14 protein-coding genes are annotated in these 13510 nt (G+C 67.3%); 11 read left to right on the forward strand and 3 right to left on the reverse strand.

The genetic code is table 11. The features are described 5' to 3' along the window. Window positions 1-51: 51 nt before the first annotated feature. Both VFQ05_01605 and VFQ05_01610 read right to left on the reverse strand, forming a co-directional pair. Window positions 52-492, reverse strand: a complete 441-nt coding sequence (locus VFQ05_01605; protein ID HET9325445.1) for a YciI family protein — start codon at window positions 490-492, stop codon at window positions 52-54. A 35-nt stretch (window positions 493-527) separates the two neighbouring features. Beyond that, the gene (locus VFQ05_01610; protein HET9325446.1) at window positions 528-950 is read right to left on the reverse strand and encodes a YciI family protein; all 423 of its coding nucleotides are present in this window, start codon (window positions 948-950) and stop codon (window positions 528-530) included. Window positions 951-1222: 272 nt separating this feature from the next. Here VFQ05_01610 and VFQ05_01615 point away from each other — a divergent pair, with 272 nt between their 5' ends. The 7 genes from VFQ05_01615 (at window position 1223) to VFQ05_01645 (ending at window position 8573) form a co-directional block, all read left to right on the forward strand. Next, window positions 1223-2908, forward strand: a complete 1686-nt coding sequence (locus tag VFQ05_01615; GenBank protein ID HET9325447.1) for an ABC transporter ATP-binding protein — start codon at window positions 1223-1225, stop codon at window positions 2906-2908. 25 nt (window positions 2909-2933) lie between these two features. After that, entirely contained in the window at window positions 2934-4811 is a 1878-nt protein-coding gene (locus tag VFQ05_01620; GenBank protein ID HET9325448.1) for an ABC transporter ATP-binding protein, read from the forward strand. 203 nt (window positions 4812-5014) lie between these two features. After that, window positions 5015-5236 (forward strand): hypothetical protein, encoded by a 222-nt coding sequence (locus VFQ05_01625; GenBank protein HET9325449.1) that lies wholly within the window; start codon window positions 5015-5017, stop codon window positions 5234-5236. A 75-nt stretch (window positions 5237-5311) separates the two neighbouring features. Then, window positions 5312-6184 carry an SDR family oxidoreductase gene (locus VFQ05_01630; GenBank protein HET9325450.1) on the forward strand — a complete coding sequence of 291 codons (873 nt, stop codon included), beginning with the start codon at window positions 5312-5314 and terminating at the stop codon, window positions 6182-6184. 79 nt (window positions 6185-6263) lie between these two features. Continuing rightward, a complete protein-coding gene (locus VFQ05_01635; GenBank protein HET9325451.1) occupies window positions 6264-6848 on the forward strand; it encodes a hypothetical protein in 585 nt (194 codons plus the stop codon). Window positions 6849-6887: 39 nt separating this feature from the next. Further along, the gene (locus VFQ05_01640; GenBank protein ID HET9325452.1) at window positions 6888-7250 is read left to right on the forward strand and encodes a hypothetical protein; all 363 of its coding nucleotides are present in this window, start codon (window positions 6888-6890) and stop codon (window positions 7248-7250) included. A 348-nt stretch (window positions 7251-7598) separates the two neighbouring features. Next, on the forward strand, window positions 7599-8573 hold the full coding sequence (locus VFQ05_01645; GenBank protein HET9325453.1) for a redoxin domain-containing protein: 975 nt from the start codon (window positions 7599-7601) through the stop codon (window positions 8571-8573). Window positions 8574-8886: 313 nt separating this feature from the next. On the opposite strand, the gene VFQ05_01650 is transcribed toward VFQ05_01645, so the two are convergent. Then, complete coding sequence (locus tag VFQ05_01650) at window positions 8887-9669, reverse strand: enoyl-CoA hydratase-related protein (GenBank protein HET9325454.1); 783 nt, start codon at window positions 9667-9669, stop codon at window positions 8887-8889. Between the two features lie 187 nt (window positions 9670-9856). Between VFQ05_01650 and VFQ05_01655 the strand changes: the two genes are divergently transcribed. The 4 genes from VFQ05_01655 to fabG are packed head-to-tail and all read left to right on the forward strand — an operon-like array spanning window position 9857 to window position 13488. Continuing rightward, on the forward strand, window positions 9857-10522 hold the full coding sequence (locus tag VFQ05_01655; protein HET9325455.1) for a TetR/AcrR family transcriptional regulator: 666 nt from the start codon (window positions 9857-9859) through the stop codon (window positions 10520-10522). After that, complete coding sequence (gene had / locus VFQ05_01660) at window positions 10519-11625, forward strand: 6-hydroxycyclohex-1-ene-1-carbonyl-CoA dehydrogenase (GenBank protein HET9325456.1); 1107 nt, start codon at window positions 10519-10521, stop codon at window positions 11623-11625. Before VFQ05_01655 ends, had begins: the two co-directional genes overlap by 4 nt. Beyond that, on the forward strand, window positions 11619-12722 hold the full coding sequence (gene oah / locus VFQ05_01665; protein HET9325457.1) for a 6-oxocyclohex-1-ene-1-carbonyl-CoA hydratase: 1104 nt from the start codon (window positions 11619-11621) through the stop codon (window positions 12720-12722). Before had ends, oah begins: the two co-directional genes overlap by 7 nt. 28 nt (window positions 12723-12750) lie before the next feature. Continuing rightward, window positions 12751-13488: a 3-oxoacyl-ACP reductase FabG gene (fabG, locus tag VFQ05_01670; protein ID HET9325458.1), complete on the forward strand. Its 738-nt coding sequence runs from the start codon at window positions 12751-12753 to the stop codon at window positions 13486-13488. The last annotated feature ends 22 nt before the right edge of the window (window positions 13489-13510 follow it).

The following is a 13510-nucleotide window of genomic DNA, read 5'->3' on the forward strand; positions in this document are numbered from 1 at the left end:
CACGGCGACCGATCACACCAACTTCTCGCGCCTCGCGCAACCCCAGCCGGATCAGCGTTCCGGCCGTTCCCCGGCGCGTGTCTGCATCTCGGCAAAGCGATCGGCAAAGCCCGCCGTGGCTTGTTGGACGTCGGCGGGGAAGTCGGACATCTCCATCACCTGGCGAACCTCGATGACCTCGTTTTCGGAGGCCGGGCACCTCGAGGCCCACTCGAGCGCCTCCTCCTTGGACTTCACCTGGATCATCCAGTAGCCGCCCAGGACTTCCTTGGTCTCGATGAAGGGACCGTCGGTCACCTTGGGCTTTCCGCCCGCGAACGAGATCCGAGCGCCCATCGAGACGGGGTGCAGACCGTCGAGCGCGAGCAGCACGCCGGCTTTCTGCAGGGATTCGTTGTACTTCATCATCGCGGCCACGCCCTTGGCGTCGGGCATGGTTCCTGGCGCCGCCTTCTCGTAACCCTTCGGGATCATCAGCATCATGAAACGCATCGTGGTCTCCTCGGCGGTCTCGGCCGCCCGGTGGTTCAGCGCCTCGCGTCGATCTCGGCCTTTGCGCGCTGCCGCTCTCCCTGGGCGCGAAGCTCGGGCGTCAAGGCTTCACCGAAGTCCTCGGCTTCGAAGATCTGACGAATCTCGACCTCCGTTTGGTCGAACGGTGCTCGCTTCAGCCAATCGATGGCCTCCTCCCTCGACTTCACCTTCCAGATCCAGAATCCCGCCACCAGCTCCTTGGTCTCGGCGAACGGCCCATCGATGACGGTCTTCCGGCCACCCTCGAAGCGCACCCGGGCGCCCTTGGAGCTGGGAGCGAGCCCTTCCGCCGCCAGCAGGACCCCGGCCTTGGAGAGTTGCTCGTTGAACGCGCTCATTTCCCTCAACAATGCCTGGTCCGGAAGCACGCCGGCCTCCGACTCCTGGCTTGCCTTGACCAGCACCATGTAGCGCATGACTTCCTCCTTGTGGTCGCTTTCGGCCCTTCAGCCGCCTTCTACTTCCACGACGAACGAGGCGAAAGGAAATCGACAGGCCAATACTTCAAGAGTTTGTCCAGAGCAGGGACTCGGCGGTTTCGAGCGGGACGCGTCCGTCCTGAGACCGTACACCGTGCTAATCTGGCCGGCCTCGATCTCACCACGACGCTCCGCCAATCAGGGTCATCGCCATCGGACCTCTTCGCCACCTCCTGCCGTATCTGCGGCGCCACAAGACCGCCCTGATCCTGGGCGGGATCTCGGTCGTGCTCACCACGCTCTTCCAGGTGTGGTCGCCGTGGCTGGTCCGGCAGGCCGTGGATCACATCCAGGCCGGGGTCACCCGCGAGGGGCTGCTGCGGGACGCCGGTCTGATCCTGCTCGCGGTCCTGCTCCAGGGACTCTTCCTCTATACCATGCGCATGACGCTGATCCGCACCTCGAGACGGATGGAGTACGAGCTGCGGAACGATCTCTTCGACCATCTCGTTCGCCTGCCGGCCAGCGCCTATCGCGCTCGCAAGGTTGGCGATCTCATGTCCCGCGCCACCAACGATCTCGACGGCGTGCGCGACCTCCTCGGTCCGGGCATCATGTACTTCTCGAGCACGGCCGCGACGTTCGTGATGACCGTGTTCCTGATGATCCGCATCGATCTCTCGCTCACGCTGCTGGCGCTGATCCCGCTGCCGGTGCTGTCCTTGCTCATGGCGCGGCTCAGCGCTCGTCTCTACCACCACTACGAGGCCATCCAGGCGGCTTTCGCCGCGGTGACCGCCAAGGCGCAGGAGACGCTGGCCGGCATTCGCGTGGTCAAGGCCCATGTCGAGGAAGGAGGGGAGCTCGAGGCGTTCCGTGCGCTGCACGACGACTACACGGAAAAGAATCGCGCCATGATCCGCATCATGTCCGCCATGTGGCCGGCGCTGTCGCTCCTCGGCGGCATCGCCGCGGCCATCCTGCTGTGGGCGGGAGGAACCGCGGTCATCGGGGGCCGGATCACGCTCGGAGAGTTCGTGGCCTTCCAGATCTACCTCGGCATGCTGATCTGGCCGATGGTGGCGCTGGGCTGGGTGACCAACCTGTTCCAGCGCGGGGCCGCTTCGATGGGCCGCATTCGCGCGATCATGGACCTGCCCACCGAGGTCGACGTGCGACCCGAAGAGCAGGCGCCGACCACGGAGACGACGCTCGTCCTCGCGGGCGTCGGATTCCGCTATCCCGGCACCGAGCGCATGGTGCTCCAGGGAGTCGACCTCACGCTGCGGCCGGGCGAATCGGTGGCGATCGTCGGACGGACCGGTTCAGGCAAGACCACGCTCCTCAACCTGATCGCCCGGCTCTACGATCCCACCGAGGGCGGGATCTCGCTGGGCGGGGTTCCGGCGGAGCAGTGGCCGCGCGGCGCGTTCCGCAGGCGGCTCGGCATCGTGCCCCAGGAAACCTTCCTCTTCTCCGACACCATCCGCGCCAACATCGCCTTCGGAAGAGCGCCGGGCGAGGAGCCCGGCGATCCGGTCTCGGTCGCGCACCGCGCGGGACTCGAGCCCGATCTCGCGTCCTTCCCGCAGGGGTTGGAGACCATGCTGGGCGAGCGCGGCATCACGCTTTCCGGAGGACAGAAGCAGCGTGTCGCCCTGGCGCGGGCGCTGGCGCTCCAGCGGCCGGTGCTGCTCCTCGACGATGCCTTTGCGAGCGTGGACCCGGGCACCGAGGAGCGCATTCTCGAGACCCTGTTCACGCTGCGTCCCAAGCCGGCCATCCTGCTGGCCACGCACCGCCGCTCGGCGCTGTTGCGGGTGGACCGCGTCATCGTGCTCGACGAAGGACGCATCGTCGCCAGCGGGACCCACCACGAGATGATCGCGCGTGGCGGACTCTACGCGGATCTCTACCATCGGGAAGAGATGGTAGAAGAGCTGGAGGCGCTGTGACCCGAGCATCGGGAGAGCGAGGCTGATGGCCGGCCCATTCGATTCCGCGGCCGACGAAGTCGACTCACGCGGCGCGATCTACGACCGGCGTCTGGCGGGCCGTCTGCTGAGCTTCCTGGCGCCCTACCGCAAGGAAGTGGTGCTGTCGGTGTTCCTGCTCGCGGCCATCTCGCTGCTCGAGATTGCCGGTCCCTACCTGACCAAGATCGCGATCGACACGTACGTGAAGCCGGCGTCCGGGCGCGGAGCGCTGCCGGCTTCGGCGGGGCAGGGTCTCCTGGTGATCGCCACCGCCTACATCGCCGTTCTGGCCGTGGCCTTCGCCCTTCGCTACGTGCAGAGCTACATGATGTCGATGGTCGGCCAGCGCGCCATGCGCGATCTGCGGCTCGCGATCTTTCGCCATCTCGGCACCCTGACGCCGTCGTACTACGACGCTCGGCCGGTGGGGCAGATCCTCACCCGGGTGACCCAGGACGTCTCGGTGCTCAACGAGCTGTTCGCTCAGGGGGTGGTCGCGGTGCTCGGCGATCTCTTCATCCTCTTCGGGATCATCGGCGCCATGCTGTGGCTCGACTGGAAGCTCGCGCTGGTCACGCTCACCACGGTGCCGCTGCTGATCATCGCCACCGCCATCTTTCGCGCCAAGGTGCGGGTCTCGTATCGGCGGGTGCGGAGCCGGCTGGCGCGGCTCAACGGCTTCCTCCAGGAGCACCTGCAAGGCCTGGACATTCTCAAGCTCTTCAACGCGGAAGAGAAGGAGACCCGGCGCTTCGACGAGACCAATCAAGCGCACTATCAGGCGCACGTGCAGAACATCTTCTACTACGCCGTGTTCTTCCCGGCGGTGGAGATCATCGGCGCGCTGGCGATCGCCTTGATCCTCTGGTACGGCGGCGGCGGAATCCTGCAGGGCGCGGTGACCTTCGGCGTGGTGGTGGCATTCATCCAGTACGCCGAGCGCTTCTATCAGCCGGTGCGTGACCTGAGCGAGAAATACAACATGATCCAGTCGGCCATGGTCGCTTCGGAACGCATCTTCGAGCTGCTCGACACGAAGCCGGCCGTTCCCGATCCGCAAGAGCCGCGTGCGATCGGCCGGCTGCGCGGCGAGGTGGAGTTCGACCATGTCCGCTTCGCCTACGTGGACGAGGAGTGGGTGCTGCGCGATCTCTCGTTCAAGGTGGCGCCGGGCGAGAAGGTCGCGATCGTCGGCGCCACCGGCGCCGGCAAGACGACCATCGCCAACCTGCTGTGCCGCTTCTACGAATTCCAGGGTGGAGCCATCCGCGTCGACGGGATCGACCTTCGCGCCATCGAGCCCCGCGCCTTGCGCCGGCAGATCGGTCTCGTGCTCCAGGACGTGTTCCTGTTCTCGGGGACGGTGCGGGAGAACGTCGCCTTCGGCGATCGAGCACGCGCCGGCGAGGAGGTCGACCGCGCGCTGGCCGAGGTCGGAGGCCAGCGTCTCGCGGCCCGTCTGCCGCGTGGTCTCGACGAGGAGGTGGGAGAGCGCGGCGCCTGGCTGTCGATGGGCGAGAGGCAGATCCTCGCGTTCGCCCGGGCGCTCCACTACGACCCGAGCATCCTGATCCTCGACGAGGCGACGTCGAGCGTCGACGTGGAGACCGAGCGCGAGATCCAGGCCGCGCTGCACCGGTTGCTGCAGAGCCGGACGTCGCTGGTCATCGCGCATCGCCTGAGCACGATTCTCGACGCCGATCGAATCCTGGTCATGCACAAGGGCGAGCTCCGGGAGCAGGGAACCCACGCGGAGCTTCTGGCTCGGCGGGGGATCTACGCTCGGCTCTACGAGCTCCAGTACAGCCGTCAGCGGGTTCCCGAGCCTGCGTTCCAGGATCTGCCTGTCACCAGCGGAAGCCCCGGGGACGGAGCGTCGTAGGAACAAAGAGCGAATCGAGCCTCAGAGCGCGTTCTTACGAGCCGGTGATTTTTGCGCTTCCATTTCTACACGCGGCGCCGATCGCGTTCTTCCATGACGCGGATTCTCAAGCCACATGCCACCCTTCTCCGTGGTACGTCCGATGCTTGGCCCTCATGGACAGGTCGCACAACCGGACTGATCAACACGATGAAGGGACCATCATGTCGAACCGAGATCGAGAAGTGAATCGCGGGCGTGAGGACGACCGCCAGAACGACAACTGGGAGAACGAGGACGATCGTGGCTCACGTCAGGCGCCTGGACACGGCGGCTCGCAGGGTCGTCAGGGACAGCAGGGGGGCCAGGGCGGCCAGGGCCAGGGCCAGGGCCAGGGCGGCCAGGGGCGTCAGGGCGGCGGCGGGCAGCCCCGCAAGAAGAAGTAGTCCGCTCGATTTTCGAGCGTGGAAAGGGGCACGCGTACGCCCCTTTCCACGTGTTGCCGGGACCGAGATCCACTCATGCCGCAAAAACGATCGCCCAAGCGCCCGCTGCGTCCAGCTCAGCACCAGAACCGCCAGCCGGGCCGCGAGTCCCAGATGCGACCCAGGCCGCAGGTGGATGATCCCGAGCGGCGAGGCGCTGGGAAGCTGGAGCACAAAGTCGCGCTGATCACCGGCGGGGACAGCGGAATCGGGCGCGCGGTCGCCGTGGCGTTCGCCAAGGAAGGCGCGGATGTCGCGATCGTGTACCTCGACGAGCACGAAGACGCGCGCGAGACATTGCGCCTGGTCGAGGAGCAAGGGCGCCGCGCTCTGGCCATCAGTGGCGACGTCGGTGATGAACGCTTCTGCCGCGCGGCGGTGACGGCCACCGTGCGGAAGCTCCGCCGGCTGGACATCCTGGTCAACAACGCGGCTGAGCAGCACGTCTGTCCGAGCATCGAGGACATCACCGCCGAGCAGCTCGAGCGGACCTTCCGCACCAACGTCTTTTCCCTCTTCTTCATGACCAAGGCGGCGCTGCCCCATCTCGGCGAGGGCAGCGCGATCGTCAACACCACGTCGGTCACGGCTTATCGCGGCAGCGCCAAGCTGCTCGACTATGCGTCGACAAAGGGAGCGATCACGGCATTCACCCGCTCGCTCTCGCAAGCGCTGAACGAACGCAAGATTCGCGTCAATGGCGTCGCGCCAGGACCGATCTGGACGCCGCTCATTCCGTCGACGTTTCCGCGCAAGGACGTGAAGACCTTCGGGTCGGACACCCCGATGGGACGAGCCGGCGAGCCCGCCGAGGTCGCCCCGAGCTTCGTGTTCCTCGCCAGTGACGATGGCGCCTACATGACCGGACAGGTGCTGCACCCGAACGGCGGCGAGATCATCAACGGCTGACACTGGAGGTCTTCCGAAGCGTTTCGGGCGGTCTTTCGATCAGGCCACCACTCATTCCGCCATGAGGTAGATTCGGCCGATGCGGCGGACTCCGGTCACCCGGCATGGGTCGCTTGCGGCCCGTCTGCTCGCGTCGGCGTGCTGGATCGGATCGCTCCTTCTCGGTGCCATCGGCCTCGGCTGTTCCCCGGAGCGGCCGGGTGGCTCCAGCGAGCCGGCTGCGAAGCTGGCGGGCCAATGGCGTGGGCGGCTCACCGTGAACGCAGAGGGCGACACCACGGACCTGATCGTCGATCTCGACCGCGTGGCGGGACGCTGGACCGGACAGTTCGATCTACCGAGCTTCGAAGTGACGGACTACCCCGTCGAAGTCACCCTCGCGGGACGAGAGGTGACTCTTCGGCTGTCTGCCGCGGAGATCGAGTTCACCGGCGAGCTTTCGGAAGTCCTCGCCGGTGTCGCGAACACACGCGGCCATCCGGACTCCATCGTGCTTCGTCGCGTCGGAACGGCCGAGCTGTCCGAGGAGTTCCTGCGTCTCGAAGCCCTGGCCGAGGACTCGACACGGGTCGAGCACCTCTCGACCGCGGGCACCGAGCTGCGCAGGCAGTTCAACGAAGACCGGGCGCACCCCCGGCTCCTGATGCTGCTCTCGCCGACCTGACCAGGGTGCCAGCGCGGCGCCCGGCGGGTGCACGAGGCCGTGTTCCAAAGCATTTCGAATGACGAGTTGAAGGGCTATGCGGTGTGGGAACCGATCCTGCGAACGGACAACCTGCGTGGCGCCCGCAAGGCCACCACGATCCTTCCCGACGCACGGGTCCGTCACTATTGGGTCGAGGGACAGCAGGTCGCCGAAGCCTTCAGGCCCGCGCTCGGACTGAAGGACGAGCTTGCGTGGGACGTCTACCTCGTTTATCCGGCGGGCGTGGAGTGGAACGCGAATCATCCGCCGAAACCTTCCTACTACATGCATCAGCTCCACGAGCTGCCGAGCGCGCGATACCTGGATCCGACGAAGCTGGCTGCCCAGATCCGCGAGGCCATCTCGACAGCAGCCAGGTAGCCTGGCGTCCGGTCGTTACTGGTGCTGTCAAAGCGCGTCCTTCCGGGGGTAGGCATTCCCGCGGCCCGTGCCGATAAACAGGGGGAGTTTGCGCAGTATCCGGGAGGCGTCGGTGTGGAGAAGCGTGACTTCAAGGCTCCTGGCGAATGGAGCGCCGAAAGGATTCGGCGACGCGATCTGGATCATGCGAGGGCCTTCCGAGCCCTTGCCCTCGGTGTCCTCCTGATCGGAGCCGCTCCGACTTACGCTTCGACTCCGCCAGGATCCGGCTCAACCTCGCCAGCCACCCTGTTCGACCGGATGGCCAAGCGGTACCAGAATGCCACGCGCTACTGGATTCGGGCCGGCGTGACGAAGCAGCATTCGTCGCAGGCCGTCCAGACTTACGTGGTGGCAGCCGCCCCCGGCGGGAAGTATCGCAACGAGAGCCCCGACGCGCTCTGGGTCAGTGACGGCCAAACCCTCCACGAGAGCGTGCGATCGCTGGGCCAGCACAGCAGCAGCCCCGCACCCGGCGGCACGTTTCCGCTCGAGCCGATGCTGATGAATCTCGGGTTCCTCAGCCTGGCGGAGATCCTGGAGGCCGAGTCGCCGCGCTTCCTGCGGCGTCAAACTGTCGTCGCGGATGGCAGGCGTCGCGATGCCGTCGTCATGGAAACGACCAGCTCGCTCGGCTGGAAGATCACGTTCTGGATCGATGCCGAGCGAGCGCTCATCCTGCGCGACGAGACGCGCATGGATTTCACCGGAGCGTCCGGGGCCTTGCTTCCTCCTGGCCTCCGAACTGCGACCATGGTGGTGACGGACTACGTCACCCTAGCGTTCGACGGGCCGGTGCCGGACAGCGTCTTCGCGCCCTCGGCGCTGGCCGGACGGCGGGTTACGAGCCTCGACTACACGGCGCCCAGGCGCACCCTCGAGGGAACGTCTGCCCCGGATTTCACGCTGCCTGATCTCACCGGGATCCGGTGGACGCTCTCCGCTCGAAGCGGTCGCGTGGTGGTCCTGTACTTCCGGACGCTCGATGCGGTTGCGTTCCAGCCCGGCGACGATCTGCAGCTTCTCCGGAGTGTGGCAGGTTTCGGCGTCGAGCCGGTAGTGATCGCGGTGATTATGAGTCCGGACATCATCCGCGACGGCATGCGTCGATCCGGCCTCACCTGTCCGGCCCTCTTGGACGAATCGGGTACGGTCGCGGCCACATACCACGCCCTGCCCGGGATGTTCGTCGTCATCGGACGCGACGGTCGCGTGACCAAGTGCCTGGTGTCACCCAGCCACGAGCAGCTCTCGGCGGCACTCCGCGACGCCACCATGCGCTAGGAACGGGTGTCAGTGCGGTGTCATGACGGCGATGCGTCGGATCTGCCTGCTTCGTGTCGCGTGAAGCGATTACGAAGCGCTCCATGTCGAGCGCAGCGAGATTGAGGAGGCGGGCGAGTACGACCTTGAAGGCCGTTCATCCGCCTGGTCATGCCATCCGCACCATAGGGGCTAATTGCGGTCCGAAGCAGCGGTCTGAGCAGATACGCGGTGAGTCCGTGGATGCACGCACGGATTTGTTCGCGCTCGGGCAACTCGCCGCGGCGCGAACGGACGACGCGACTCGAGTGGTTGGGTCTTCACGCCAATCGGTTCACGACAAGCCCGCCCGTTCTGGAGCGGTTCCGCTCCACCGCGGCGCGCGCTTCTGTAGGAACGCCTCGAGTCCTTCGACCGCGTCCGGTGTGCGCATGAGGCGCTCGACATAGAACCGCTCGGCGGCGCGGATGTCCTCTGCGGTCCACCCTCGCGAGCGACGCATCAGTTCCTTGGTGAGGCGGAGCGACGCGGGGCTCAGCGCGAGCAACTCGCCCAGCGTCTCCTCGGCGGCGGCCGCCAGGCCCGACTCCTCGACGACCCGGTTCACCAGACCGATTCGCGCTGCCTCGGCCGCCCCCACGATACGCCCGGTGAACAGCAGCTCGCTCGCGAGGTGGGAGGCGATCACCCGCGGCAGCGCCACGGCGGCCAGTGGGGGGAACACGCCGAGCTTGATCTCCGGCTGTCCGAAGCTCGCGCGCTCGGACGCGAGCACCAGGTCGCAGGCCAGCGTGAGCTCGCAGCCGCCGCCCAGTGCCGCGCCCTGCACGATCGCGACCGTCGGCTGGGGCGATTCGAGCAGAGCGAGGCAGGCGTGGTGGAATGCCCGCAGCATGTCGGCCCCTCGGTCGGGAAGGTGGTCCCGCACGTCCACGCCGGCGCAGAACGCCCGGCCCCGGCCCGTCACGGCGATCACCGCGACCTCGTCCCGCGCCGCGACGCCCTCGATCGCGAGGGCGAGCTCCGTGGCGCTTCCCAGGTCGATCACGTTCAGCGGGGGGCGGTCCAACTCCACCCGGGCCAGGCCTCGTTCGACGGTCACGTGGACGCTCGGCATGGCGACGCTCTCCTCGTCCCCGGGTGGTTGGTCTAGCGCGGCCGGCCGATCGCGCGGGCCTCCGAGTGGCCGGGGTCTGCCTCCCGGATCGGGCGAATCCGTCAGATCCAGTCTTGACATAATTCGACTTCGAGTTCAAATTTATAATGCGGGTTCTAGAAACGTGGACAGGCGGGGGGAGGAGCCCATGGACCAGGAATCGATTGCCGAGACCGGCTCACCCCGCATTCTCGAGAAGCGCCGACGGCGGCGGGCGGAGATTCTCCATGCGGCCCTGCGAGCCTTCCGGAACAAGGGCTACCACGCCACCACGCTCGACGACATCGCCCTGCACGTGGGCGTGAGGAAGACCGCCCTCTACCACTACTTTCCCGACAAGCAGGCCATCCTCCACGAGTGTCATCGCGAGGCGAGCGCGGAGCTCTCGCGCATCCTGCGCGAGGCCCGGGCATTTGAGACCGCTCGCGACCAGCTCACTCACGTCATCCGCGAGCACGTTCGGGTGATGACCGAGACACTCGAAGGCTCGCCGCTGGCGTTCGAGGTCACGGCGTTCTCGCCCGACCTCCAGCGGGAGCTGATGGCCGCCCGCGACGCCTACGAGCGAGGCATGCGCCGCATCATCGAACGCGGCATCCGCCAGCGCGAGTTTCGCAAGGTGGATTCCAAGGTTGCGGTGTTCGTGATCCTCGGCGCCATCAACTGGATCGCCCGATGGTACCGGCCCGAGGGCGCGCTGCACGCGCCCGAACTGGGGGAGCAGTACGCGGAGCACCTCCTGCAGGGGATGGCCAAACACGACGGGGCCGGATCGGCGCCGGGCCGCCGCGCCCGCCGGGGGAGGACGACATGAAAGCGATTCGACTTCGGGCCGCCGGCGAACCCTTCGAGGTCGCCGAGGTGGCGGTGCGCGAGCCGGGGCCGAACGAGGCCCTGGTCCAGGTGGCGGGATGCGGTGTCTGCCATACCGACATCGGCTTCTGGAAGGACGGCGTGCCGACCCGCCACGGGCTTCCCATCACCTTGGGCCACGAGATCAGCGGCGTCGTGACCGCCGCCGGTCCCGCTCACAGGGACCTGATCGGCCGCGAGGTCATCGTGCCGGCGGTCATGCCGTGCGGGGACTGCGAGCTCTGCCGCGCGGGCCGTGGGAACGCCTGCCGCCGCCAGACGATGCCCGGGAACGACACCGACGGCGGATTCGCCGAGTTCGTCACGGTGCCGGCGAACGGCCTGTGCGTCGTGAAAGAACGGGAAGGCTACGAACTCGCCGAGCTGTCGGTCATCGCCGACGCGGTCTCCACACCCTACCAGGCGGTGGTGCGGAGCGGTCTCGTCCCGGGAGATCTGGCGATCGTGGTCGGCGCCGGGGGCGTCGGCACGTACGCCATCCAGATTGCCGCGGCGCTCGGTGCCCACGTGGTCGCCATCGACGTCGACGCAGCGCGCTTGTCGGCGGTCACCGGCCACGGCGCCAGCCTCACGATCGACTCGACCGTCACCGACTTCAAGGCGCTCCGGAAACAGATCCAGTCGCAGGCGCTGGCCTGGGGCTGCCCCGCCCACAGCTGGAAGATCTTCGAGTGCTCCGGCCATCCCGACGGGCAGCAGACCGCCTGGGGATGCCTGACCCACGCCGCCACGCTGGTGGTCATCGGCTTCACTCTCGCGAAGACCGAGTTGCGCCTCAGCAACCTGATGGCGTTCGACGCCACGGCCCAGGGCACCTGGGGCTGCCTGCCGGAGCTGTATCCCGCCGCGCTCGAGCTCGTGACCGCGGGCCGAATCACGCTCAAGCCGTTCATCGAGCGCCGGCCGATGAGCCGGGGCGCCGAGATCCTGCAGCAGGTCGCCGACCACGCGTTGATGCGCCGAGCCATCCTCGAGCCCGATTGGACCCCGCGGCGCGAGCACACCGAGAGCCGCGATCAGGAACGGAGGATCGTCCCATGCTGAAGAGCCACACCCTGGTGCCCGAGTGGAACTACACCCATATCGGCTACGAGCTGCGGCCGGCGCGCGATCCTTCCGGTCTGCCGGTGGACGGGCTGTTCAACGCCTGGATCGTCCTCGACAACCCGTCCCAACACAATAGCTACACCACCGAGATGGTGAAGGAAGTGATCCTCGCGTTCCGGCAGGCCAGCATGGACCGCCGGGTCGTGGCCGTCGTGTTCACGGCGGTGGGCGACAAGGCATTCTGCACCGGAGGCAACACCCGCGAGTACGCGCAGTACTACGCCGGCAATCCGCAGGAATACAAGCAGTACATGCGGCTGTTCAACGACATGATCGATTCGATCCTGCGCTGCGACAAACCGGTCATCAACCGCGTGAACGGGATGCGGGTCGCGGGCGGGCAGGAGATCGGCATGGCGTGCGACTTCAGCATCGCGGTGGACACGTCGGTGTTCGGCCAGGCCGGCCCACGGCACGGCTCCGCGCCGGACGGAGGCTCCACCGACTTCCTGCCGCTCTACGTCGGCTTCTCCGCGGCCATGGAGAGCGGGGTGTTGTGCGAACTCTGGAGCGCGCATCGTGCGCAATACTTGGGGCTGCTGAACCAGGTCGTTCCCGCGCTGCGGCTCGACGGCTCGTGGATCGCGAACCCGCTCGTGATCACCGACCGCATGCTGGACACCGAGGGGCGTCTGGTGTTCGGCACGTTCAAGACCGGAGCGGAGCTCGAGGCCGCACGGCAGACGTTGGCCCGCGCCACGCCGGACCTCACCCGCCTGGACGAGGCCGTCGACCAGCTGTGCACGCGGCTGCTGATGCTGATGCCCGAGTGCGTGTCGAAGACCCTCAGCAGCCTGCGCAAGCACAAGCAGTGGCACTGGGACAACACCAGCGTCACCAATCGTGAGTGGCTCGCGCTCAACATGATGACCGAGGGCCGGGCCGGGTTCCGCGCCTTCGACGAAGGACCGAAGTCGAATCGCGAGGTCGACTTCATCAAGCTTCGCCAGCTCCTGGCGCAGGGTCATCCCTGGGACGAGGCGCTGATCCACGCGGTCTCGCCCCAGTTCCAGAGCGTCGCGGCCCGGCCGTGAGCGCGATCGCAACCGGCAGGAGCGCGCGATGAACCTCGGGCTCGAGGGGCGGGCGGCGCTGGTGACCGGCGGCGGCTCCGGCATCGGCGCGGCCGTGGCGGCCTCGCTGGCCCGGGAGGGTTGCGACGTCACGATCGTGGACCTCGAGCCGAATGGGCCGATCGCCGCCATCGAATCCCTGGGTCGGCGCGCGCGCCCCGTCCAGGCCGACGTGCGCAACCATGCGTGCGCCGCCGGCGTCGTGCGGGAGGCGCGCGAGAGCTTCGGCCGGCTCGACCTGCTGGTGTGCAGCGCCGGCGTCACCGCCGATGCCCCGGTATGGAAGATGACCGAGGCGCAATGGGACGACGTGCTCGCCGTGAACCTCAAGGGGGCATGGAACTACAACCATGCGGTGGCCGGCTCGTTCCGGGAGCAGCGCGGCGGGCGGATCGTGAACATCGCCTCGATCAACGGTCTGCGCGGGAAGTTCGGGCAGGCGAATTATGCCGCGTCCAAGGCCGGGATGATCGGAATGAGCAAGTCGCTCGCTCGCGAGCTGGGCAAGTACGACGTGAACGTGAACGTGGTCGCCCCCGGCCTGGTGGCGACCCCGATGACGCGCGATTTGCCCGCCGAGGTGATCGAAGCCGCCACCAGGGAGTCGGCGATCGGGCGTCTCTGCACGCCCGAGGCGTGCGCCGCGGTGATCGTGTTCCTGTGCTCCGACCCCGCTCGGCACATCACCGGCGCGGTCGTGCACGTGGACGGGGGCCAGTACATGTAGGGCCGGAAGGCCGCTCGCCGAC

The organism is Candidatus Eisenbacteria bacterium, from assembly GCA_035712145.1.
In the GTDB taxonomy this organism is placed as follows: Bacteria; Eisenbacteria; RBG-16-71-46; order RBG-16-71-46; family RBG-16-71-46; genus DASTBI01.